General features: G+C 70.2%; 20 protein-coding genes and 1 pseudogene. 14 read left to right on the forward strand and 7 right to left on the reverse strand.

Going from position 1 to position 22686, the window contains the following annotated elements; genetic code table 11:
- Positions 1-109: 109 nt before the first annotated feature.
- Both ADK86_RS29955 and ADK86_RS29960 read left to right on the forward strand, forming a co-directional pair.
- Positions 110-514, forward strand: a complete 405-nt coding sequence (locus ADK86_RS29955; RefSeq protein ID WP_030597457.1) for a peptidase inhibitor family I36 protein — start codon at positions 110-112, stop codon at positions 512-514.
- A gap of 69 nt (positions 515-583) precedes the next feature.
- On the forward strand, positions 584-913 hold the full coding sequence (locus tag ADK86_RS29960; RefSeq protein ID WP_053699427.1) for a hypothetical protein: 330 nt from the start codon (positions 584-586) through the stop codon (positions 911-913).
- Positions 914-1072: 159 nt separating this feature from the next.
- On the opposite strand, the gene aceE is transcribed toward ADK86_RS29960, so the two are convergent.
- The gene (gene aceE / locus ADK86_RS29965) at positions 1073-3805 is read right to left on the reverse strand and encodes a pyruvate dehydrogenase (acetyl-transferring), homodimeric type (RefSeq protein ID WP_053699428.1); all 2733 of its coding nucleotides are present in this window, start codon (positions 3803-3805) and stop codon (positions 1073-1075) included.
- 469 nt (positions 3806-4274) lie between these two features.
- Between aceE and ADK86_RS29970 the strand changes: the two genes are divergently transcribed.
- The 6 genes from ADK86_RS29970 to ADK86_RS29995 all read left to right on the forward strand — a co-directional run bounded on the left by ADK86_RS29970 (position 4275) and on the right by ADK86_RS29995 (position 9094).
- Positions 4275-4715, forward strand: coding sequence for a DUF3052 domain-containing protein (locus ADK86_RS29970; protein ID WP_003979717.1), 441 nt, complete (start codon positions 4275-4277; stop codon positions 4713-4715).
- 205 nt (positions 4716-4920) lie between these two features.
- On the forward strand, positions 4921-5379 hold the full coding sequence (locus ADK86_RS29975; RefSeq protein ID WP_003979716.1) for a peroxiredoxin: 459 nt from the start codon (positions 4921-4923) through the stop codon (positions 5377-5379).
- A gap of 170 nt (positions 5380-5549) precedes the next feature.
- Complete coding sequence (locus ADK86_RS29980; protein ID WP_030597448.1) at positions 5550-6125, forward strand: TerD family protein; 576 nt, start codon at positions 5550-5552, stop codon at positions 6123-6125.
- 254 nt (positions 6126-6379) lie between these two features.
- Entirely contained in the window at positions 6380-6955 is a 576-nt protein-coding gene (locus ADK86_RS29985; RefSeq protein ID WP_003979714.1) for a TerD family protein, read from the forward strand.
- 55 nt (positions 6956-7010) lie between these two features.
- A complete protein-coding gene (locus ADK86_RS29990) occupies positions 7011-8180 on the forward strand; it encodes a DUF475 domain-containing protein (protein ID WP_053699429.1) in 1170 nt (389 codons plus the stop codon).
- Positions 8181-8341: 161 nt separating this feature from the next.
- Entirely contained in the window at positions 8342-9094 is a 753-nt protein-coding gene (locus tag ADK86_RS29995; protein WP_234346091.1) for a TerD family protein, read from the forward strand.
- A gap of 205 nt (positions 9095-9299) precedes the next feature.
- Here ADK86_RS29995 and ADK86_RS30000 read toward each other — a convergent pair whose 3' ends face one another.
- A complete protein-coding gene (locus ADK86_RS30000) occupies positions 9300-10652 on the reverse strand; it encodes a TerD family protein (RefSeq protein ID WP_053699430.1) in 1353 nt (450 codons plus the stop codon).
- Between the two features lie 219 nt (positions 10653-10871).
- On the opposite strand from ADK86_RS30000, the gene ADK86_RS30005 reads away from it, so the two are divergent.
- The 3 genes and pseudogenes from ADK86_RS30005 (at position 10872) to ADK86_RS30015 (ending at position 15598) form a co-directional block, all read left to right on the forward strand.
- Positions 10872-12044, forward strand: coding sequence for an HpcH/HpaI aldolase/citrate lyase family protein (locus ADK86_RS30005; protein WP_053699431.1), 1173 nt, complete (start codon positions 10872-10874; stop codon positions 12042-12044).
- Positions 12045-12116: 72 nt separating this feature from the next.
- Positions 12117-14780, forward strand: a pseudogene (locus ADK86_RS30010) (phosphoribosyltransferase).
- Positions 14777-15598 carry a hypothetical protein gene (locus ADK86_RS30015; protein WP_053699432.1) on the forward strand — a complete coding sequence of 274 codons (822 nt, stop codon included), beginning with the start codon at positions 14777-14779 and terminating at the stop codon, positions 15596-15598. Before ADK86_RS30010 ends, ADK86_RS30015 begins: the two are co-directional and overlap by 4 nt.
- Here the strand turns inward: ADK86_RS30015 and ADK86_RS30020 are convergent.
- On the reverse strand, positions 15561-16190 hold the full coding sequence (locus ADK86_RS30020) for a DedA family protein (protein WP_053699433.1): 630 nt from the start codon (positions 16188-16190) through the stop codon (positions 15561-15563). The genes ADK86_RS30015 and ADK86_RS30020 overlap by 38 nt on opposite strands.
- Before the next feature lie 108 nt (positions 16191-16298).
- Here ADK86_RS30020 and ADK86_RS30025 point away from each other — a divergent pair, with 108 nt between their 5' ends.
- Genes ADK86_RS30025 through ADK86_RS30035 form a run of 3 tightly spaced genes read left to right on the forward strand, consistent with a single transcriptional unit; the run spans position 16299 to position 18751 of the window.
- On the forward strand, positions 16299-17435 hold the full coding sequence (locus tag ADK86_RS30025; protein WP_053699445.1) for a sensor histidine kinase: 1137 nt from the start codon (positions 16299-16301) through the stop codon (positions 17433-17435).
- Positions 17426-18082: a response regulator transcription factor gene (locus ADK86_RS30030; protein ID WP_053699434.1), complete on the forward strand. Its 657-nt coding sequence runs from the start codon at positions 17426-17428 to the stop codon at positions 18080-18082. The genes ADK86_RS30025 and ADK86_RS30030 overlap by 10 nt, the downstream gene beginning before the upstream one ends.
- Before the next feature lie 9 nt (positions 18083-18091).
- The gene (locus tag ADK86_RS30035) at positions 18092-18751 is read left to right on the forward strand and encodes an O-methyltransferase (protein WP_053699435.1); all 660 of its coding nucleotides are present in this window, start codon (positions 18092-18094) and stop codon (positions 18749-18751) included.
- Positions 18752-18955: 204 nt separating this feature from the next.
- Here the strand turns inward: ADK86_RS30035 and ADK86_RS30040 are convergent, their stop codons facing one another.
- From ADK86_RS30040 to ADK86_RS30055, 4 genes are all read right to left on the reverse strand, one after another.
- Entirely contained in the window at positions 18956-19168 is a 213-nt protein-coding gene (locus ADK86_RS30040; RefSeq protein ID WP_030183475.1) for an FmdB family zinc ribbon protein, read from the reverse strand.
- A 62-nt stretch (positions 19169-19230) separates the two neighbouring features.
- Positions 19231-20304: a sugar kinase gene (locus ADK86_RS30045; protein ID WP_267888819.1), complete on the reverse strand. Its 1074-nt coding sequence runs from the start codon at positions 20302-20304 to the stop codon at positions 19231-19233.
- Between the two features lie 293 nt (positions 20305-20597).
- Complete coding sequence (gene dgoD / locus ADK86_RS30050; RefSeq protein WP_053699436.1) at positions 20598-21743, reverse strand: galactonate dehydratase; 1146 nt, start codon at positions 21741-21743, stop codon at positions 20598-20600.
- Between the two features lie 113 nt (positions 21744-21856).
- Complete coding sequence (locus ADK86_RS30055; protein WP_053699437.1) at positions 21857-22516, reverse strand: DUF4383 domain-containing protein; 660 nt, start codon at positions 22514-22516, stop codon at positions 21857-21859.
- Positions 22517-22686 lie beyond the last annotated feature (170 nt).

Consider the following 22686-nt stretch of genomic DNA (forward strand, 5'->3'; position numbering starts at 1 on the left):
CGGGCCTGGCGCCCGCCCCCGCACCCCGCCAAGCTCGGATCACCGACCCCGCGGCGGCCAACCGCCCGCCGCGGCAGCCCACTTCGTACTCCACGGGGGAGTGATCCACATGCGTACGGTCCACACCGGCCTCCTGATCGCGGGAGCCGCCGCACTGGCCGCCGCCCACCTCGGCGTCCCGCCCGCGCACGGCACGCCGCAGCCGCGGCCGCGGGCGCACACCGGCCCGGCCGCCGGGGACTGCGCCACCGGTCAGTTCTGCCTCTGGCCGGGCCGCGGCTTCAGCGGCGAGCGGCAGGTCCACGAACTGGCCGACACCGACATCGAAAGCTGCGTCACGCTGCCCGCCGGGGCCCGCGCCGCCTCCTTCGCCAACCGCACCGGGCGGCCGGTGACCACGTACCAGAGCGCCGAGTGCCAGGAGACCGGGGAGTTCGACACCTACCCGGGCGGCGGCAGCTGGGTGCCCGAATCCCCCTACCAGGTGCGGGCGTTCAAAATCTGGGAGCGCTGAGCGGGGGAGTGGAGGCGGCGACGCGGGGTACCCGGGTGGCGAGCCCGGACCACACGACCCTCGGGAGGGATGATGGCGGGCCTCGGACAGCACAGCCGTACGCGATGGCGTACCCACTCGCGCAAGACCCCCCGCTCACGGGGCCGGACGGGACCTCGGAGCGGGCCGGACCGCGCGACGCTGGGCGTGATCGGACTCATCTGCGCGGTCGCCGGATTCTTCATCCTCAGCATCGTCCTGGGACCGGTGGCCGTGCTCCTCGGGTGGCTCGCGATGGGCCGCCGGTGGAGTGCCGGAAGCCAGGCGCTCCCGGCACTGGTGGCTGTGGTCCTCGGTGCGATCGACACGGTGCTGGCGATCATCCGGATCGCCGGCGTCGCCGCGGGCTTCCCGGTCTGACCGGGCCCCGCGGCAGCCGTAGGCGATCACCTGTCCGTCACCGGGCATCCGGCGGCGGACGGGACCACCGGAACAGCAGAGCGCGGCGCCCCCGGCCGGAGAGTTCCGGCCGGGGGCGCCGCGCTGTGGCTCTACGAGCCGCTGACGGTAGCGGGACGCCTACGCGTCGCCGCCCGCCTCGCCGGCCTCGGCGGCGGCGACGTCCAGCAACTGGTAGCGGTCGATCGCCTGCTTCAGCAGCGAACGGTCGACCTTGCCCTCCTTGGCCAGCTCGGTGAGCACGCCGAGCACGATCGACTGCGCGTCGATGTGGAAGAAGCGGCGGGCCGCGCCACGCGTGTCCGCGAAGCCGAAGCCGTCGGCGCCCAGGGACTGGTAGGTGCCCGGCACCCAGCGCGCGATCTGGTCCGGAACCGCCCGCATCCAGTCGGAAACGGCCACCTTCGGGCCCTCGGCGTCGGCCAGCTTCTGCGTCACGTACGGGACGCGCTGCTCCTCCTCCGGGTGGAGCAGGTTGTGCTCCTCGGCCTCCACCGCGTCGCGGCGCAGCTCGTTCCAGGAGGTCGCCGACCAGACGTCCGCCTTGACGTTCCACTCGTCGGCCAGGATCTGCTGGGCCTCCAGCGCCCACGGCACCGCCACGCCGGAGGCGAGGATCTGGGCCGCGTGTTCGCCCTTCTCGCCCTGCTTGAAGCGGTACAGGCCCTTGATGATGCCCTCGGCGTCCACGTCCGCCGGCTCGGCCGGGTGCTGGATCGGCTCGTTGTAGACGGTGAGGTAGTAGAAGACGTCCTCGCTGTTCTCGCCGTACATCCGGCGCAGACCGTCCTTGACGATGTGCGCGATCTCGTACCCGTACGCCGGGTCGTAGGCGACACACGCCGGGTTGGTCGAGGCGAGCAGCTGGGAGTGGCCGTCCGCGTGCTGGAGGCCCTCACCGGTCAGGGTCGTACGGCCGGCGGTCGCACCCAGCACGAAGCCGCGCGCGAGCTGGTCGGCCATCTGCCAGAACTGGTCACCGGTCCGCTGGAACCCGAACATCGAGTAGAAGACGTAGACCGGGATCAGCGGCTCGCCGTGCGTGGCGTAGGCGGAGCCCGCCGCGATCAGCGAGGCGGTGCAGCCGGCCTCGGTGATGCCGTCGTGCAGCATCTGGCCGGTCGGCGACTCCTTGTAGGCCAGCAGCAGTTCGCGGTCGACCGACTCGTAGATCTGGCCCAGCGGGTTGTAGATCTTCGCGGACGGGAAGAACGCGTCCATGCCGAAGGTGCGGTACTCGTCGGGCGCGATCGGCACGAAGCGCTTGCCGATCTCCTTGTCCCGCATGAGGTCCTTCAGGACCCGCACGAACGCCATGGTCGTGGCGATCTTCTGCTGACCGGAACCCTTCTTCGCGCCCGCGTACGCCTTCTCGTCCGGCAGCGGCAGCGGCTTGGCCCGCACGACGCGGGTCGGCACATAGCCGCCCAGCGACTTGCGGCGGTCGTGCATGTACTGGATCTCTTCGGAGTCGCGGCCCGGGTGGTAGTACGGCGGCAGGCCGTCCTCCAGGTCCTTGTCCGGGATCGGCAGGTGCAGCCGGTCGCGGAAGCCCTTGAGGTCCTCGACCGTCAGCTTCTTCATCTGGTGGGTCGCGTTGCGGCCCTCGAAGTTCGGGCCGAGCGTCCAGCCCTTGACGGTCTGCGCGAGGATCACCGTCGGCTGGCCCTTGTGGGCCTTGGCCGCCGCGTACGCCGCGTAGATCTTCTTGTGGTCGTGACCGCCGCGGCCCAGGTGCTGGATCTGGTGGTCGGTCATGTTCTCGACCATCGCGCGCAGGCGGTGGTCGTCGCCGAAGAAGTGCTCGCGGATGTACGCGCCGGTCTCCGTCGCGTACGTCTGGAACTGGCCGTCCGGGGTCGTGTTCAGCTTGTTGACCAGGATGCCGTCGCGGTCCTGGGCCAGCAGCGGGTCCCAGCTGCGGTCCCACACCAGCTTGATCACATTCCAGCCGGCGCCGCGGAACTGCGACTCCAGCTCCTGCATGATCTTGCCGTTGCCGCGGACCGGGCCGTCCAGGCGCTGCAGGTTGCAGTTGACCACGAAGGTCAGGTTGTCCAGGCCCTCGCGCGCGGCGATGGACAGCTGGCCGAGCGACTCCGGCTCGTCCATCTCGCCGTCGCCCAGGTAGGCCCACACGTGCGAGTCGGAGGTGTCGGCGATGCCGCGCGCCTCCATGTAGCGGTTCATCCGGGCCTGGTAGATCGCGCCGAGCGGGCCGAGGCCCATCGAGACGGTCGGGAACTCCCAGAAGTCCGGCATCAGCCGCGGGTGCGGGTAGCTGGACAGGCCGTTGGGGAACTTGGACTTCTCCTGGCGGAAGGCGTCCAGCTGCGTCTCGGTGAGGCGGTCCAGCAGGTAGGCGCGGGCGTACACGCCGGGCGAGGCGTGGCCCTGGAAGAAGATCTGGTCGCCGCCCTTGCCGTCGTCCTTGCCCCGGAAGAAGTGGTTGAAGCCCACGTCGTAGAGGGAGGCGGAGGACGCGAAGGTGGCGATGTGGCCGCCGACGCCGATACCGGGGCGCTGCGCCCGCGAGACCATGACCGCGGCGTTCCACCGGGTGGCGTTCAGGACCTTGCGCTCGATCTCCTCGTTGCCGGGGAAGAACGGCTCGTCCTTGGTCGCGATGGTGTTGACGTAATCCGTGCTGCGCATCTCGGGCACGGCCACGCGCTTCTCGCGGGCACGCTCGATCAGGCGGAGCATGAGGTAGCGGGCACGTTCCCGGCCTCGCTCATCGACGGCTGCGTCGAGCGAGTCGAGCCATTCCTGGGTCTCTTCGGGATCGAAGTCCGGGACCTGGCTGGGAAGGCCGCCAATGATGATCGGGTTGCGATCGGATCCGGAAGCCACGCTGTTCCTTCGCTGTTCGGTATTGCTCTGCTTGGTGTCGCGCCGTCTTCCATCGTGTACCGGCTCGCCGGGATACGTCATCTCTACCGGTGGGTAACCACTCCCTAAGAGACGGGCGCTGAAAGGCCGGTTTTTCAGGTCGGCCAAATCGCAACCATACGCCCACGCCGAAACCGGCTGCCGTACGGTCGTGCGAACCCCGAAGAGGGGTACGGGTGCGGGGTGGCGACCCCCAAAGGGCGCAGTCCCCTCTCAAAACTACATAAAGACCACGAAACGGTGTGGGGTGAATCACTTCCCGCCGTGCGCGCGGGGTCGCAGTTGCGGCGAGACGGCGGTAAACGTCACCGTTTCGACGGTCTCGGCCGCCGGGTACTTGCGCGATCCGCCCGGCCCGTGTGGACTACGCCCAATGCCCCGCGCGTGCGTGGGTGCAAGCCATTTACCGAAACATGACAGGAGGCAATCCGTGAGCGCGACCGCGGACCACGCGGAGGAGCGGACCAACCCGGCCATCAAGCTGGGGTTCGAGCCCGGACAGGTGGTCCAGGAGATCGGCTACGACGACGACGTCGAGCAGGAGCTCCGCGAAGCCATTGAGGCCGTGATCGGCCAGGAGATCGTTGACGAGGACTACGACGACGTCGCCGACGTCGTGGTGCTGTGGTTCCGCGATGACGACGGCGACCTCACGGACGCGCTGGTGGATGCCATCGGTCTGATCGACGAGGGCGGCGAGATCTGGCTGATGACGCCCAAGACCGGCCGTGACGGGTACGTCGAGCCGAGCGACATCAATGAAGCCGCGCAGACCGCGGGCCTGAGCCAGACCCGGAGCATCAACGCGGGCAAGGACTGGAGCGGCAGCCGCCTGGTCACCCCCAAGGGCGCCAAGTCCGGCAAGCGCTGAGCCGCGCCCCCACGATCCGTACCCAGCCCTCCGCCGGGTGATCCGGTGGGGGGCTCGGTGTGTGCACGCCGGCGCGTAGGGTTGGCCGCAACCTGTTGGAATCCGCCGGAGCGGCCGTCGGCGGCGGTGCCCGTACGTACGCCGGGAACGGCGTCCGGGCACGGCGGCGCGCCCGCTCACGGCGTCTGCGAAGGGAACGGTCCCCATGGCGATCGAGGTCGGCACGAAGGCTCCGGATTTCGAGCTGAAGAACCAGCACGGCGAGCTGGTCAAGCTCTCCGACTTCCGCGGCGAGAAGGCCGTCGTCCTCCTCTTCTACCCCTTCGCCTTCACCGGCGTGTGCACCGGCGAGCTGTGCGCCCTGCGCGACGAGCTGCCGAAGTTCGTCAACGACGACGTGCAGCTGCTGGCCGTCTCCAACGACTCGCCCTTCTCGCTGCGCGTCTTCGCCGAGCAGGAGGGCCTGGAGTACCCGCTGCTGTCGGACTTCTGGCCGCACGGCGAGGCGTCGCGGGCGTACGGCGTCTTCGACGAGGAAAAGGGCTGCGCGGTGCGCGGGACCTTCATCATCGACAAGGAGGGCGTGGTGCGCTGGACGGTCGTCAACGGCCTGCCCGACGCCCGTGACCTCAACGACTACCTCAAGGCGCTCGACACCCTCTGACCGGGGCGCGCGCCGGGCCGGCCGGACGGCCCGGGCCGCGACATCGAAGCGGTGTCCGGACCGGAACCTGTAATCGGTGGGAACCGGTCACTAGGATCAAATCGTTGATCCGATGCCATGCACGATGGGGGCGCAAAGCATTTCGTACCCCTCGAACCCAAGGAGGACTCGTGGGAGTCAGCCTCAGCAAGGGCGGCAACGTCTCGCTGACGAAGGAAGCCCCCAATCTGACCGCGGTCGTCGTCGGTCTGGGCTGGGACGCCCGTACCACCACCGGTACGGACTTCGACCTGGACGCCAGCGCCCTGCTGACCAACGACCAGGGCAAGGTCGCCAACGACCAGAACTTCGTGTTCTTCAACAACCTGAAGAGCCCGGACGGCTCGGTCGAGCACACCGGCGACAACATCACCGGTGAGGGCGAGGGCGACGACGAGCAGATCAAGGTGAACCTGGCCGCGGTGCCGGCCGACGTCGCCAAGATCGTGTTCCCGGTGTCGATCTACGACGCCGAGAACCGCCAGCAGAGCTTCGGCCAGGTCCGCAACGCCTTCATCCGCGTCGTGAACCAGGCCGACGGCAACGAGCTCGCGCGCTACGACCTGAGCGAGGACGCCTCGACCGAGACCGCCATGGTCTTCGGCGAGCTGTACCGCAACGGCGCGGAGTGGAAGTTCCGTGCCATCGGTCAGGGCTACGCCTCGGGCCTGCGCGGCATCGCGCAGGACTTCGGCGTCAACGTCTGACCGGAGTCACCTTCCGCGCCCGGCGCCGTACACCCCTGTCCCGGGGCGTACGGCGCCGGGCGTGCTTGAAGCCCGTACGCCCCCGTACGGGACGCGGACCCCGGAGAGCGGCGTGCGCGCACCGCGCACGGTCCACGCGCGCGCCGTCAAGGTGCCGTATCCAGGGCCGTGTCCTGTCGTACGGGCGGTGTACGAACCCGTAGAAAGCCGTGGACCACCGCGGCACCACCGTCACCGGGGAGGATGCGAACACCATGGGCGTCACGCTCGCAAAGGGAGGCAACGTCTCCCTCTCCAAGGCCGCGCCGAATCTCACGCAGGTCATGGTCGGCCTGGGCTGGGACGCGCGCTCGACCACGGGAGCGCCGTTCGATCTGGACGCCAGCGCGCTGCTGTGCAGGTCGGGGCGGGTGCTCGGGGACGAGTACTTCGTCTTCTACAACAATCTCAAGAGCCCGGACGGCTCGGTCGAACACACCGGCGACAACCTCACGGGTGAGGGCGAGGGGGACGACGAGTCGATTCTCGTCGACCTGAGCAAGGTTCCCGCCGAGGTCGACAAGATCGTATTTCCGGTCTCGATCCACGAGGCGGATCTGCGCGGCCAGAGCTTCGGCCAGGTCAGCAACGCTTTCATCCGGGTCGTCAATCAGGCCGACGGCAGTGAGCTGGCGCGTTACGACCTCAGCGAGGACGCTTCCAGCGAAACGGCAATGATCTTCGGTGAGGTCTACCGGTACAGCGGTGAATGGAAGTTCCGCGCGGTGGGCCAGGGGTACGCGTCGGGGTTGCGAGGCATCGCTCTAGACTTCGGGGTCAACGTTTCGTAAAGGCGCCGCGCGCCCAGCGCGGGGGACCCCACACAGCGAGGGAATGGGTTAGGCAGTGCTCCTGAGAACCTTTGGCTGGTCGTTCGCCATCACGGCGGCGGGCCTGGCCTTGGCCGGCGTCCTCTGGGGGTGGCAGGGGCTCGCGATCGTCGGCATCCTGTCGATCCTGGAGATCTCGCTCTCGTTCGACAACGCGGTCATCAACGCCGGCATTCTGCGCAAGATGAACGCCTTCTGGCAGAAGATCTTCCTGACCGTCGGCATTCTGATCGCCGTCTTCGGCATGCGTCTGGTCTTCCCGGTGGTCATCGTCGCGATCACCGCGAAGATGGGGCCGATCGAGGCCGTCAACCTGGCGATCAACGACAAGCCGCAGTACGAACACCTGGTCACGGCGGCCCACCCGGCCATCGCGGCCTTCGGCGGCATGTTCCTGCTGATGATCTTCCTCGACTTCATCTTCGAGGAGCGCGAGCACAAGTGGCTGGGCTGGCTGGAGCGGCCGCTCGCCAAAATGGGCAAGCTGGACATGCTGTCCGTCATCATCGCGCTGGTCGTCCTGCTGGTCACGGCCATGACGGTGGCCACCGACGTCGCGCACGGCGGCGGTGACAAGAGCGCGACGGTGCTGCTCTCCGGCGTCGCCGGCCTGCTCACGTATCTGGTCGTGGGCGGCATCTCCGGCTACTTCGAGGACAAGCTGGAGGAGGCCGAGGACGACGAGGACGACGACGCCCCGGCGGCGAAGGCGGCCGTGGTATCCGGGGGCGCCGGCTCGAACGGCGCGGCCTCGAAGAGCTCGGTCTCGGGCGTGGGACTGGCCGGCAAGGCCGCGTTCTTCATGTTCCTCTACCTGGAGGTCATCGACGCGTCGTTCTCCTTCGACGGCGTCATCGGCGCCTTCGCCGTCACCAACGACATCTTCGAGATGGCGCTGGGTCTGGGCATCGGCGCGATGTACATCCGTTCGCTGACGGTCTTCCTGGTCCGCAAGGGAACCCTGGACGACTACGTCTACCTGGAGCACGGCGCGCACTACGCCATCGGCGCGCTGGCGGTCATCCTGCTCGCCTCGATCAAGTACGAGATCCCCGAGGTTGTCACCGGCCTGGTCGGAGTCGGCCTGATCGTGCTGTCGTTCTGGTCGTCCGTGCGCAAGAACCGGCTGGAAGGCAAGCCCGGGGCGGACTCCCGGGCAGAGCCGGAAGTCACCTCCGGAGTGTGACGAGGGGCTGATTGAGGAACGCTCTCTGCGGGGCGGCCATGGAGTGCTCACTCCATGGCCGCCCCGCGGCCGTACCGGGCCATGGGGCGGCCGGGTACGGCGGCAGCAGGCAGCAAGTCGGGCCGTGGGCCATCGGGGCGGGCGGCCTTCGAGTCGGATCGATGGGGTGGGGCAAGGTGTCGTTCTTCGACAATTGGCGGCGGGGCGGGGCGCCGAAGTTCGAAGCCGGTGGCGCGTCGTACGTGGTCGAGTTGACCAAGCGCAACCCGGTGGTCTCGCTGACCAAGCAGGGCGCGGCCTCCGGGCACCTGCGGGTCAATCTCTCGTGGCAGATGCGCACGAGCGACATCGGCATGCGCGGCTCACAGCGCGGCGGCAGCCTGCTGCGCAATCCCGGCAAACTGTTCAAGCCGGAGGTGGTGCAGGCGCAGGGGCCGGCGGTCGTCAAGATCGACCTGGACCTGGCCTGCCTGTACGAGCTCAAGGACGGCACCAAGGGCGTGGTGCAGCCGCTGGGAAATTTCCTCGGTGACATCAACGCCGCGCCGTATGTGAAGCTCAGCGGCGACGACCGGTTCGGCTCACCCTCCGGTGAGACGCTCTACATCAACCTCGACCACCGCGACGAGATCAAGCGCCTGCTGATCTTCGTCTACATCTACGACGGCACCCCGGCCTTCGACCGGACCCACGCCGTCGTGACGCTCTACCCGAGCAGCGGCCCCCGGGTGGAGATCAGCCTCGACGAACGGGCGCCCCAGGCCCGCTCCTGCGCCATCTTCATGCTGGAGAACAACAAGGGCGACCTGACCGTCCGCCGCGAGGTCAAATACGTCTACGGCTTCCAGTCCGAACTGGACCGGCTGTACGGCTGGGGTCTCCAGTGGGGGCGGGGGTACAAGTCGAAGGTGTGAGAGACGGGGTGGCGAGGCGCGGGGGAAACGTCACGGCGGGGGCGTGCGGTTTGGTGTCCGCGTGTGGGCCGGGGCTTGCGCGCATGCTCGTGGCCGTGGCCGTGCTCGTGCGGGCTGATGCTTGTGTGGTTTTCGCTCGTAGGGTGCCGTGCTGCCCGCCGACCGTAGGTGCGCTCTCCTGAGGCGGCGGGCTGCCGGTCGCCGGTCAGCGGTGCTGGAACTGCGGTCCCTGCGGCGGCAGGACGAAGTTCGGGTCCGGACCGGGGCCCGGGGGCTGCTGTGGATAGCCGTAGGCCGGAGGGGCCGGGACGGCCGGGGCCGCCGGTCCCGTCGGATACGGCTGGTGTTGAGGCTGCTGCGGAGGCTGCGGATAGCCGTAGGCGGGCTGCGACTGCGGCTGCTGCGGCATCGGGCCGGGATACCCGTACGCGGGCTGGGCAGGCGGCTGTGCCGGGGGTGGCGGGAACTGCGGCGCGTTGGGCGGGTAGCCGTAGCCGCCACCGGCGGGTTGCTGCTGGGGTGGGAATGCAGCAGCCGGTGCCCCTGCGGGCGGTGCCGTGGACGGCGGAGTGCTCGCGGGCGGGGCGGCGGGAGGCGACAGGGGGAAGGAGTCCGGCTCTGCCTGGGAGGGCGGTGTGGAGGGGGTCGGGGCTGGAGGCGATGCCGGGGTCGGAGGCGATGTCGGGGCCTGCGATGGGTCCGGGTCGGGGAGGTGCTGGGTGGCGGCCTCGGGGTGCGGGGCGGCCGAGGGGGCATCTGCTTCGCGGGGGGTGCTTGCCGCTGCTGCAGTGCTGGTGGCGGTGGGTGCTGTGCTGCCGGCCGGTGCTGCGCTGCCGGTGGGGGTTGCGCTGCTGGTCGCTGCGGCGTCGCCGGGCGTGGTGGCGGGCGTGAGTGCGGGCGTACCTGCGGAAGTGCCGGAGGCGCCCGTGGGCGTTGCGCCTGTGGGCGTCGTGGCCGGACTCGGGGCGGACGGCCTGGAAGCGGCCGTGCCGGTATCGGCGGCCGCGGCGTCGTCGTCCTCCTCCACCGAGATCCCGAACTCGGTGGCCAGACCGTTCAGCCCCTGCTCGTACCCCTGCCCCAGCGCCCGGAACTTCCACCGATCATCGCGCCGGTACAGCTCGCCGCAGATCAGCGCCGTCTCCTTGCCCGTCTCCGGCACCACGTCGAACACCGCGATCGGCTCGTCCTCCCCGGACGAGGCGTCGTAGAGCAGTACGCGCAGGTCCCGCACATGGGCAAAAGTTCCGCCGTCCGCCGACGCGGTGAGCATGACACGGTCCACCGACGCTTCGAGGGCGGACAGATCCGCCTCGATCGTGTCCGCCAGCCCGTCGGTCAGCCGCGTCTTCGGCAGGTGCCGCACCAGGCCGCTGGGGTGGCGGGGCTGGTTGTAGAAGACGAAGTCCGCATCGGAACGCACGCGGCCGTCGGCGGCGAGGAGCAGGGCCGAGGCATCGACATCGGGCACCCCGGCGCCGGGCGTCCAGCGCACTACGGCCCGTACCGCCGTGGTGTCGAGGGGTACGTTCGACCCTTTCAGCATCGCGTGCGTCATGTCCGTAATCCTGCCTTCCCGGAGGTCGGAGGGACAACGCGGGGGCCTCACCGGCGTGGCCCGGCCGGCCTCCGCGACACCCGGCCGTCGCGTGCGGGTTACGTGCTTTTCACCCCGGCGGGAACTTTCCCGTCGCGGCCACACGTACGATTACCGGCCGGATCCAGACAGCGAGTCGCCGCGGGGTGGCCCCGGCCCCGCCTGCTCACGGGGAGTTCTATGCGTCATTTTGGGCACCTTGCGCCCGATATCCGGAACGCTTTGTTCCACAAGGAGCCGGTCGAGTTCACCGCCGACTCCCCGCCCGGCACGCTCTCGGTGGCCCTCGGCGCGACGCTCTACAGCCCCGCCACCCGCCCCAAGCTCGCCGAGGACATCGTCAAACAGGCAGGCCGGGGCGTGGTGTCCATGGTGCTCTGCCTGGAGGACTCCATCAGCGACGCCGATGTGGTGGCCGGCGAGGAGAACCTCGTGCGGCAGTTCGCGGCCCTCGCCGAGGAATCGGGGGACGGTACGGACCTCCCGCTGCTCTTCATACGGGTCCGCGCGGCGGCCCAGATACCGGATCTGGTGGGCCGACTGGGTCCCGCCGTGCGGCTGTTGTCTGGATTCGTACTGCCCAAGTTCACCGAGGAGCGAGGCGTTCCGTTCCTGGAGGCGCTGGCCGGCGCGGAGGCGGACTGCGGGCGGCGGCTGTTCGCGATGCCGGTGCTGGAGTCGCCCGAACTGCTCCACCTGGAGACCCGCGGCGAAACGCTGCGGGGCATAGCGCGCACGGTGGACAAATACCGTGACCGGATACTGGCCCTGCGCCTCGGCGTCACCGACTTCTGCTCGGCCTACGGCCTGCGCCGGGCCCCCGACATGACCGCGTACGACGTGCAGATCGTCGCGTCCGTGATCGCCGATGTGGTGAACGTGCTCGGCCGGGCGGACGGCACCGGGTTCACAGTCACCGGTCCGGTGTGGGAGTACTTCCGCCTCCACGAGCGGATGTTCAAGCCGCAGCTGCGGCAAAGCCCCTTCCTGGGCCGGGCGGAGGAACTCCGGACGGCCTTGATCGAGCACGACATGGACGGTCTGCTCCGCGAGATCGAACTCGACCGCGCCAACGGCCTGCAGGGCAAGACCTGCATCCACCCCTCGCACGTGGCGCCGGTGCACGCGCTCTCGGTCGTCAGCCACGAGGAGTTCAGCGACGCGGTGGACATCCTGCGGCCCGAGCGGGGCGCCGGCGGTGTCCTGCGCTCCGCGTACACGAACAAGATGAACGAGATCAAACCGCACCGGGCCTGGGCCGAACGGACCCTCCTGCGGGCCGAGGCGTTCGGCGTGGCCCGCGAAGGCGTCGGCTTCGTGGAACTGCTGACGGCGAGCCTCCCGCACACCTGACGCGGCGCACGCCTCGGAAACCGGGACGGCTGCCGCCCCACCGGGCCGAGGACACCCAGGAAGCGACGAACGATGACGACGACGGCGGAAGAGACGAAGGAGACGGGCGCAGTGGTGTGGACGGGAGAGTGGGTCGCGCAGCGGCTCGGTGTCTCGCTGAGCGGCGGGCCCGAGCTGCCCCGGCTGCTGGGCCTGGCGCTGCGGCGCAACCCCAAGCGGGCTCATCTGCTGGTGTCGAACGTGCTCGGCAAGCACGTACCGCAGCGGCCGGAAGCGGTCCACGGCGCGGGGCTCGGCCTGGGGCGCCGGGTCCGGGAACTGCTGGGCGACACGGACGCGGCGCGCGCCGTCGTCCTGGGCTACGCGGAGACCGCGACGGGGCTCGGCCACAGCGTGGCCGACGGACTGGCGCTCGCGCCGTATCTGCACTCCACGCGGCGGCCGGTCGAGGGAGTGGCACAGGCGGGCGGCTTCGAGGAGGAGCACAGCCACGCGACCTCGCATCTTCTGCTCCCCGAGGACCCGTCGTTGCTGGCCGGGGACGGCCCCCTGGTCCTTGTGGACGACGAGTTCTCCACCGGCCGTACGGTCCTGAACACCATCAAGGCCCTGCACGCCCGCTTCCCGCGCGAGCGGTACGTCGTCGTCGCCCTGGTCGACATGCGCTCGGAGGCGGACCGCAATCACTTGGACAAGTTCGCCGCCGACCTGGGCGCACGGGTCGATCTCATATCCCTGGCCGCCGGAGACGTACAGCTCCCGGCCGACGTACTCGAACGGGGCCAGGCTCTCGTCGCGGCCCACCTGGACGCTGCGCGGACGGAAGCGTCTGGTGCGTCGGGGGCTGTGGCCGCTTCCAACGAGGGTGCGGCTTCGGGTGGGGGCCCGGTCTCGGGTGGGGACGTGGCTCTGGTTGGGGGCGCGGCCTCGGGTGGTACCGCGGCCGCAGCCTCGGCCGGTACTGCGGCCGCAGTCGGTCCCAAGGGGTGGCCGCTCCCCGAGCGCATCGACCTCGGCTGGCCCGCGAGCGTGCCGGACGGCGGTCGGCACGGCTTCACGCCCGCCCACCGGGCCCTCCTGGAAGCCGCGCTCCCCGACATGGCAGCCCGTGTCGCCGACCGGCTCGCCGGTGCCCGCAGGGTGCTGGTGCTTGGCAACGAAGAGCTGATGTACGCGCCGCTGCGCCTCGCCGGCGCCCTGGACGATGCGACACCGGCCGAGGTCTGCTTCTCGACCACCACCCGCTCGCCGGTCCTCGCCGTGGACGATCCCGGCTACGCCATCCGCACCCGGCTGACCTTCCCCGCCCACGACCGGCCGGCCGACGGGCCGGGGGAGCGGTACGCGTACAACGTCGCGCCAGGTACGGACCCGCGACGCCGCTTCGACGCGATCGTCGCCGTCACCGACTCGCACGGCGACACTCCGGAACTCCACGGCCCCGACGGCCTCCTGGCGCAGCTCACCGCCCACACCGACCGGCTGCTGCTCGCCGTCGTTCCCTCCTACACACCGGCGTACGCGCTGCCGCAGACGCCGGAGCCCGCTCCGCAGCCCACGCCCGACGCCACGCGACGACAGGTCTGACCGATGCCCCTCCCCGAGCCGCTGCGCGGCCCCGCCTTCTCCTCCTACGCCCCCGACGAGGTCGGCTGGCTGCTCCAGGACCTGTCCTCGGTCAGCCTGGAAGCGCCGACCGAGGAGCGCGAGGAGGCGATTCAGGCCGGTGGCGCGCACTACGCCGAATCGCTGCCCGTCGAATACCAGCCGAGCGAGCAGTACCAGGCGCTGTTCCACAGCGCTCTGGCGACCTCCGCCGCCCGCATCGCGCGCGCCGTCGGCACCGTCACGGAAACCGTGCTCGCCGAGCGCTCCCCGCGGCCGGTACTGGTTTCCCTGGCCCGCGCCGGCACCCCGGTGGGCGTCCTGATGCGCCGCTGGGCACAGCACGCCGACGGGCTCGATCTGCCGCACTACGCCGTCTCGATCGTGCGCGGCCGCGGCATCGACACCACCGCCCTGCGCTGGCTGGCCGCCCACCACGATCCGACGGACGTCGTCTTCGTCGACGGCTGGACGGGCAAGGGTGCCATCACCCGCGAACTCGCGGAAGCGCTGCGGGACTTCCCCGGCTTCGATCCGAGGATCGCCGTCCTCGCCGATCCCGGTGGCTGTGTGGAGACCTACGGCACCCGCGACGACTTCCTCATCCCGTCCGCGTGCCTCAACTCCACCGTCTCCGGCCTGATCTCGCGCACCGTACTGCGCGACGACCTCGTGGGGCCCGACGACTTCCACGGCGCCAAGTTCTACCGCGAGCTGGCCGGCGCCGATCTGTCGCGGACGTTCGTCGACACGGTCGCCGCGCGCTTCGACGAGGTCGCCGAGCAGGTCGCCTCCGACGTGAAGGAACTGGCCGCCGCCGACCGGACGCCCACGTGGGCGGGCTGGGCCGCGGTCGAGCGGATCAGTGAGGCGTACGGCATCCACGACGTCAATCTCGTGAAGCCGGGGGTCGGCGAGACCACGCGGGTACTGCTCCGGCGGGTCCCCTGGAAGATTCTGGCCCGGCGCGGCGCCGGTACGGACCTTGATCATGTGCGTCTCCTGGCTGAACAGCGGGGCGTACCCGTCGAAGAGGTCGACGAACTCCCCTACTCCTGCGTGGGGTTGATCCATCCCCGCTACACGCGGGGCGCGACGGGTGCGGACGGCAAGGCGGTGACCGCGCTGTGAGCACACTCGTCGCCAGCGACCTGGACCGCACCCTCATCTATTCGGCCGCCGCGCTGGACCTGGCCATGCCCGACGCCGAGGCGCCGCGCCTGCTCTGCGTCGAGGTCTACGAGCGCAAACCGCTCTCCTACATGACCGAGACGGCGGCCGGGCTGCTGGCCACACTTGCCGACACCACCACGTTCGTCCCGACGACCACACGCACCCGTGAGCAGTACGGGCGCATCCACCTCCCGGGCCGCGCACCACGCTTCGCCATCTGCGCGAACGGCGGCCACCTGCTCGTGGACGGTGAGTCCGACCGCGACTGGCAGCGCACCGTCGCCGCGCGGCTGACCGAGGAGTGCGCCACGCTCGACGAGGTCCGTGCGCATCTGCTGCGCAGCGCCGATCCGGCCTGGCTGCTCAAGGAACGCGTCGCCGAGGACCTCTTCGCCTACCTGGTCGTGGAGCGCTCGCTGCTGCCGCAGACCTGGGTCAAGGAACTCGCCGAGTGGGCGGAGGCCCGCGGCTGGACCGTCTCGCTCCAGGGCCGGAAGATCTATGCCGTACCGAAGCCGCTCACCAAGAGCGCCGCCGTGGCGGAGGTGGCCCGGCGCACCGGGGCCGCACAGACACTCGCCGCCGGGGACTCGCTGCTGGACGCCGACCTGCTGCTGGCGGCGGACCGCGGCTGGCGCCCCGGCCACGGGGAGCTGGCGGCCTCCGGGTGGGACGCCGAGCACGTCACCGCACTGGGCGAGCACGGGGTCGCGGCCGGCGAGGAGATCCTGCGGGCCTTCACCCGCGCCGCCGCTGCCCAGGACCGCTCCTGCTGAGCCGTACGGCCAGGAAGGCCAGCACCGCCAGTCCGGCAGCCACCAGGACCACCTTTGAGTATGTGTCCGCATAGCCGGTCACTTCCTCCCAGTTCTCGCCGAGCGCGTAGCCGGCGAGAACGAAGATCGCATTCCAGATCAGACTTCCGAGCGTGGTCAGGAGGAGAAAGGCCGGTATCGGCATGCGCTCGATGCCGGCCGGTATCGATATCAGGCTGCGGAAGATCGGGATCATCCGGCCGAAGAACACCGCCTTGCTGCCGTGCCGTTGGAACCAGCGCTCGGTCCTCTCGATGTCCGACACCTTGACCAGCGGCAGCCTGGCCGCGATCGCCAGCATGCGGGCCCGGCCGAGCGCCGCGCCCACGCCGTACAGCGCCAGCGCGCCGAGCACCGATCCGAGCGTCGTCCACGCGAGCGCGGAGAACAGGGACATCCGGCCCTGGCCCGCCGCGAAGCCGGCCAGCGGCAGGATCAGCTCGCTCGGCAGCGGCGGGAAGAGATTCTCGGCGGCGATCGCCAGGCCCGCGCCGGGCGCGCCGAGGGTGTCCATGAGTCCGGTGATCCAGCTTGTTTCCGCGAGTTCGTTCATGCTTCGACGGTAGAAATCCGCGGGCGCGGGCACATTGCGGAAAACCGCACGGAACACTGTGGTTTTCCGCAGTGTGGAGGCAATGGCGCAGCCACTAGCGTTTTGATCATGCGGGGGATGACACGGCGCGGGATGCGCCTCACGGTCGGATTGTTGGTCGGCGCGGGGATGGTGACGGTCGAGCTGCCGTTCATCGCGCTCTCGGGGCTCGCGCTGCTCTGCGTATATATGTGGCCGCGCGGGAGACGGAAGGTGCTGGGGCCGGTGACGGCCGTGGCCCGGTGCCTCACCGAGTCCGCGCGCCGTCGACTGCGGTTCGGCGGCGCCGACTTCTCCTACGGGTATGACACCGAGCGGGCGCTCAAATACCTCGCAGTCCGCTGGACCCTGGGACTACTGGGCGGTGGCGTCGTGATCTCCGCGCTCGCGGGGGCGACCGTCGTCCTGTGGGCCTCGACGGCGTGGATGTTCTCCACCATCGAGCATCCGGTGGACGTCGCGGAGACAGGAGTGGGCGCCGTGTTCCTGCTCTTCCTCAGCCTCCAAGGGATCTTCGGCATGGCGGCCCTGGAAGCCCGGCTGGCGCGCCACTTCCTCGGCCCCACGCACGAGGAGGAGTTGCAGCGGCGGGTCGCGGAACTGGCCTCCAGCCGGGCCGGGGTCGTCGCGGCGGTCAACGACGAACGCCGCCGTATCGAGCGCGACCTGCACGACGGGGTCCAACAGCGACTGGTGGCCCTGGGCATGCTGCTCGGCCGCGCGTTGCGCGCCAAGGACGAAACCCGCACGGTCGAACTGCTGCGGCAAGCCCACGAGCAGAGCCGCCAGGCGCTGACCGAACTGCGCGAAGTCGCCTGGCGCGTCTATCCGACCGTGCTGGACGAAGCCGGGCTGCGGGCCGCTCTGGAAACCGTCGCGGAACGCTCCGCGGTGCCCGTCCGCCTCGACTACCGCCTCGCCCGCGAACCCGACACCGCCGTGGCGACCGTCACCTATTTCGTCATATCCGAAGCGGTCACCAACGCCGTCAAGCACTCCTGCGCCGACCGGATAGCCGTCACCGTCGACCGTGAAGAGAACACCCTGTTCCTCCGGATCCAGGACAACGGCGGGGGTGGTGCGGACGCCTTGGGTAGCGGACTGTTCGGGCTGGCCCGCCGGGTCGCCGCCATGGACGGCCGGTTCCGGGTGGCCAGCCCGGCCGGCGGACCCACCACGATCACTGCGGAGCTGCCGTGCGCGTAGTACTCGCCGATGATTCGACCTTGCTGAGGGAGGGCCTGGTGCGACTTCTGACCGAAGAGGATCACGAGGTGATGGCCGCGGTGGGGGACGCCGCGGAGCTGATGACGGTGCTGGAGCGCGCACCGGCGGAGCAGCGGCCCGACGTGGTGGTCGTGGACGTACGGATGCCGCCCACGCACACGGACGAAGGGCTGCGGGCCGCGGTCAGGATCCGCGAGCGCTGGCCGGACGTCGGCGTACTCGTCCTGTCGCAGTACGTCGAGCGGCGGTACGCCACCGAGCTGCTGACCGAGGACAGCGAGGGCGTCGGCTACCTCCTCAAGGACCGCGTCGTGCAGGTGGACGAGTTCCTGGACGCGCTGGAGCGGGTCGGCTCCGGGCGGGCGGCCTTCGACTCGGAGGTCGTACGGGTCCTGTTCTCCCGCAGCAGCCGCGCCGACCCGCTGAACGCGCTCACGGCCCGTGAGCGCGAGGTGCTCGCCCAGATGGCCGAAGGGCACACCAACGCGGCCATCGCCTACAGGCTGCACATTTCCCGCAGCGCCGTGGAGAAGCACACCAACGCGATCTTCGACAAGCTCGGTCTGACCGGCACTTCCGGCTACTCTCGCCGCGTCCTGGCCGTACTGCGCTACCTGGGGACCTGAGGAGCACCAGTGACCAAGAGCAAGACCACGACGATCACGGAGGCGCTGTACGACTACGTCCTGGCGCACAATCCGCCGCTGGACACCGTGCAGCAGGAGCTCGTACGGACCACGCTGGAGCGCTTCCCCGACGCGGCGCGGATGCAGTCGGCGCAGGAGCAGGGCCCGCTGCTGGCCTTCCTGATCCGGCTGTGCGGTGCGCGGCGGGTCGTGGAGGTGGGCACCTTCACCGGGTTCTCGGCCCTGGCGATGGCGCAGGCACTGCCTCCGGACGGCACGCTGATCGCCTGCGACATCTCCGAGGAGTGGACGGCGTACGGCCGCGAGGCATGGGCGAAGGCCGGCGTCGCGGACCGTATCGACCTGCGGCTCGCCCCCGCGCTGGACACGCTGCGGGCGATCCCCGCCGAGCCGCGGATCGACTTCGCCTACCTCGACGCGGACAAGGGCAACTACGTCGCGTACTGGGAGGAACTGGTCCCGCGGCTGCGGCCCGGGGGACTGATCGTCGCGGACAACGTCCTGTTCGGCGGGAAGGTGGCCGATCCGTCCGCGGAAGGACCGGCCGCGGCGATCAAGGCGTTCAACGATCACGTCATGGCGGACGAGCGGGTGGAGGCGGTGATGCTCACCGTGGCAGACGGACTGACCGTGGCACGCAGGCGGTAACGATGCGAGCGCCGGTGGCCGGTGGCCGGTGGCCGGTGGCCGGTGTCCGGTAGTCGGTAGCCGGGGGGCGCGGGCTGGGAGCAGGGCCGCCGGGGCGCGTGCTACACAGCGGGCGCGCGCTACGCAATCCATCGGACGGCCCTAGGGGCGGCGTAACGGCAGCCGGGGGGAGGGAGCCGCTGGGAATCCGCTGCGGGCGACTGGTCAGCCGCAGCAGCCGCCTCCGCAGCAGCCGCCTCCGCCGCCACCGCTGGGGGCCGGGGCAGCGGCGGTGCCGCCGACGGCGACCGTGGACAGCAGCTTGACCGTGTCCTCGTGCCCGTCCGGGCAGGTGGCCGGAGCGGAGGACTCGGCCATCGGGCGGTTCAGCTCGAAGGTCGAGCCGCAGGAACGGCAGCGGTATTCGTAACGAGGCATGGCCACAGATTAGCCCGCGAGGGGGAGAAAGGGGGCAGAACGTGGGGGGAGAACGGTGTGGGTCAGCGTACGACCGTGCCGGGTGGTGCGCCGAGGAGGTGCAGTTCGGCACGCGTGGGAGCGCCTTCCCAGTCGCCGGGGGAGGCCACCGCGAAGGCGCCGGTGATCCCGGCCCGTTCGAGGCGCCCGGCGACGCCCTCGCCGTCCAGCAGGGCAGAGAGATAACCCGCCACGAACGCGTCACCGGCACCCACCGGGTCCACGGCTCGTACGGGGACGGCGGGCTGGTGCAGCGAGCCGTCGACGGCGTCGTGCGGGCGGCTCGGGCGTTCTGCCGGGTGCGTGTCCGCTGTCGGGAGCGTTTTCGCTGCCGGGTGGGCGTCCGCTGTCCGGCGCGGGCCGGGCGGCAGGTTGGTGGGGTGGGGCTCCGGGTGCGTATAGGAGGTGGCGCCGTCCGGACCGAGTTTCACGACGACTTCGGTGACGCCTGCGGCCAGCAATTGTCGGGCCTGCGCGGTGAGGTCGGCCGGCGAGCCCGGTGGGAGGCACAGCGAGAGCTCGTCGGTCGAGGAGATCAGGACATCCACGTACGGAATCCAGTCCCGCAGGACCGCCGACGCCTGGTCGGCCGTCCACAGCCGGGAGCGGTGATTCACGTCGAGGCAGACCAGCGTCCCGCGTTCCCGGGCCAGGTGAAGGGCGTGCGTGGACGCGGCGCGGGCGGTGGGACTGAGAGCAGGGGTGATGCCAGTCAGGTGCAGCACGCGGGGTGCGGTGGTGGCGAAGGCCCGGTCGAGTACGTCCGGGGTAAGGCGCGACCCGGCCGAGCCCGCGCGGTAGTAGTGCACGCGGGTCACGTCCGGGAGCCGCGGCTCGAAGAGGATCAACCCGGTCGGGGCGTCGGAGCTGGACGGGGCCGCGGAGATGTCCACCCCTTCGGCCCGCAGGGTACGGAGCACCAGCTGACCGGCTTCGTCATCGCCGACGATGCCCGCCCACCGGACGGTGTGGCCGAGCCGGGCGAGGCCGATGGCGACATTGCTCTCGGAGCCCGCGATGGAGACGTTCATGGTGCCGCCCAGCTTGAGCGGGCCGCTGCCGCGCAGCGCGATCATGGTCTCGCCGAAGGTGAGCACGTCGGTGTTGGTGTGGTTGGTGGTGTCGGGGCAGGTGTGGGTGGTGGCTTCGGTGTTCGTGCTTTGGGGGCCCGCGCCTGGTTGGTCTGTGGCTGCGGCTCCGCCTGCACCCGTAGTCGTGGTTGTGCCTGCTCGTGGTCTCGCCGCTGTGCTCTGGTCTGTGTCCGGGGGAGATTCGGTGGCTGTGTGAGGGGGCGTGCTCGCATACGGGCGCGTGCTGGAGTCGGTTGTTCGTGCGTCTTCGGCGCCGGGCCGAGGGGTGTTGCCCGGCTTGTCCGGCCCTGGCGTGCGGCTCACCATTCGGCGAAGGAGCCGTCCGCGTGGCGCCAGACGGGGTTGCGCCAGGCGTGGCCCTTCTTGTCGGCGGCACGTACGGCCGGCTCGTCGACCGTGATGCCCAGCCCCGGGCGGTCGGTGCGCGCGAGGGAGCCGCCTTGGAAGCGGAAGGGGGCGGGGTCGATGACGTAGTCGAGCAGTTCGGCGTCCTGGTTGTAGTGGATGCCGATGGATTGTTCCTGGATGAGGAAGTTGGGGGTGGCGAAGGCGACTTGGAGGCTGGCCGCGAGCGCGATCGGGCCGAGCGGACAGTGCGGGGCGAGCTGGGCTCCGTAGGTCTCCGCGAGAGCGGCGATCCGACGGAGTTCGGAGATGCCGCCCGCGTGCGAGATGTCCGGTTGGAGGATGGCGACGCCGGCTTGGAGAGGGGCCAGGAACTCCTGGCGGGTGAAGAGCCGTTCGCCGAGCGCGAGGGGGATGTTGGAGGCGTTGACCAGGTCGGGAAGGGAGTGTGGGTAGTCGGGGAGGACCGGTTCCTCGACGAACATCGGCGCGTGTTCGGCGAGCAGGGGGAGCAGGCGCCGGGCGTTGGCGGGAGATACACGGCCGTGGAAGTCGAGGCCGAAGTCCCGCTCGTCGCCGAGCACCTCGCGTGCGGTCTCGGCGCGGCGCAGGCAGTCCCGTATCTCGGCGCGGGTGGCGACCGGGGTCATCGGACCGCAGCCGTTCATCTTGACGGCGGTGAAACCCGCCTCGATCTGGGCGGTCAGCGCGTCCCGTATCTCCGCCGGTTCATCCCCGCCGATCCATGAGTACGCGCGGACGCGTTCCCGTACGGGGCCGCCGAGGAGTTGGTGGACCGGGACGCCGTACTCCTTGCCCTTGATGTCCCACAGGGCCTGGTCCAGCCCGGCGACGGCGGAGGAGAGCACCGGGCCGCCGCGGTAGAAGCCGCCCTTGGTCATGACCTGCCAGTGGTCCTCGATACGGGACGGGTCCCGGCCGAGGAGGTATTCGGCCAGGACCTCGACGGCGGCGCGTACCGGTTCGGCCCGGCCCTCGACCACCGGCTCGCCCCAGCCGACGAGGCCGGTGTCGGTTTCCACCCGGACGAACATCCAGCGCGGCGGTGCCAGAAACGTTTCGACGCGGGTGATCTGCACGCGGGACAGCCCTTTCTACGAGGGGGCGAATGCCGTTCCGTAACGGTGTGGGTGATGCAGCGGTCGTGATGGGCTGCCTGGAGTGGTGGGTGCTGTTTCTGGAAGTCCGTGCACTACATGGCGTGCCGGCGGCGGTGCTTCGGGGAGTGGGAACGGAAGCGGGAGCGGTGTCCGTGGGGTGTCGGAACCTCGTGGCGAGGGGCCGCGTGTGCGCCGGTTCGGGATGGCAGCGGGCGCGCGCGTCGGTTGGCGCTTTCCGGGTGGCGGGCGCGCCAGTACGGGTTGTCGTGCGGCAGGCCGCCGGAGACGCGACCGTACATGCCGAAGACCAGCAGCATCAGGCCGACGAGGAAGCTGAACAGAACGTTCTGGATGCGGAAGGCCAGGAAGTTGAAGCCGGTCTCCAGGATGGCGAGATTGACGAAGCCGCTGAGCAGGAAGGCGACGCCGAGCACGATATTGAGTGTGGAGGCGAAGTTCCCGCCGATCACCATGCCGCCGAAGAGCACCAGGCCCACGATGATCGACAGCACGCTCAGCGCGCCGTTGGTGTTCAGCCCGGCGACGGTGTCGCCGCCCGTGTCGAAGAACCCGATCTTGTCGATCAGGCCGAGAATGCCGAAAGCGACGAGTACCAACCCCATCAGGCCCGCGCCGAAACGGTAGATCTGGCTGAGCCGGTGATCGACGGGGAGGTGTTCGTCGAGCCGTGTGTGCCGCACCTTGCCGCGCAGCGTCCGGGAGGGCCCGTGCAGAGCCTGGCCAGCGTCCATGTCCGGCCTCCTTCACGCAGATGAGCCGCCGATGAGCCGCCTGGACCGTGCTTGACTCCAGCATCCGCCTGTCCGTGGCGGGACGCCAAAGTGCCAGGTCAGTGGCTAGGGGAGGGGGAGGCCAGGGGGCGGGCGGGTGTCGTGGCGGGGCGCGGGGAGGGGGGGGGGGG

The sequence above is a fragment of the Streptomyces sp. NRRL F-5755 genome, assembly GCF_001279365.1.
GTDB lineage: Bacteria > Actinomycetota > Actinomycetes > Streptomycetales > Streptomycetaceae > Streptomyces > Streptomyces rimosus.

What these genes read in the sequence shown, in the direction of transcription:
- ADK86_RS30040 (WP_030183475.1), bottom strand. Translation starts at nt 19,168, where the DNA reads ATGCCTCGTTACGAATACCGCTGCCGTTCCTGCGGCTCGACCTTCGAG.
- ADK86_RS29955 (WP_030597457.1), top strand. Translation starts at nt 110, where the DNA reads ATGCGTACGGTCCACACCGGCCTCCTGATCGCGGGAGCCGCCGCACTG.
- ADK86_RS30020 (WP_053699433.1), bottom strand. Translation starts at nt 16,190, where the DNA reads ATGAACGAACTCGCGGAAACAAGCTGGATCACCGGACTCATGGACACC.
- ADK86_RS30055 (WP_053699437.1), bottom strand. Translation starts at nt 22,516, where the DNA reads ATGGACGCTGGCCAGGCTCTGCACGGGCCCTCCCGGACGCTGCGCGGC.
- ADK86_RS29975 (WP_003979716.1), top strand. Translation starts at nt 4,921, where the DNA reads ATGGCGATCGAGGTCGGCACGAAGGCTCCGGATTTCGAGCTGAAGAAC.
- ADK86_RS30000 (WP_053699430.1), bottom strand. Translation starts at nt 10,652, where the DNA reads ATGACGCACGCGATGCTGAAAGGGTCGAACGTACCCCTCGACACCACG.
- ADK86_RS29960 (WP_053699427.1), top strand. Translation starts at nt 584, where the DNA reads ATGATGGCGGGCCTCGGACAGCACAGCCGTACGCGATGGCGTACCCAC.
- ADK86_RS30025 (WP_053699445.1), top strand. Translation starts at nt 16,299, where the DNA reads ATGCGGGGGATGACACGGCGCGGGATGCGCCTCACGGTCGGATTGTTG.
- ADK86_RS29995 (WP_234346091.1), top strand. Translation starts at nt 8,342, where the DNA reads ATGGGGTGGGGCAAGGTGTCGTTCTTCGACAATTGGCGGCGGGGCGGG.
- ADK86_RS30005 (WP_053699431.1), top strand. Translation starts at nt 10,872, where the DNA reads ATGCGTCATTTTGGGCACCTTGCGCCCGATATCCGGAACGCTTTGTTC.
- ADK86_RS29985 (WP_003979714.1), top strand. Translation starts at nt 6,380, where the DNA reads ATGGGCGTCACGCTCGCAAAGGGAGGCAACGTCTCCCTCTCCAAGGCC.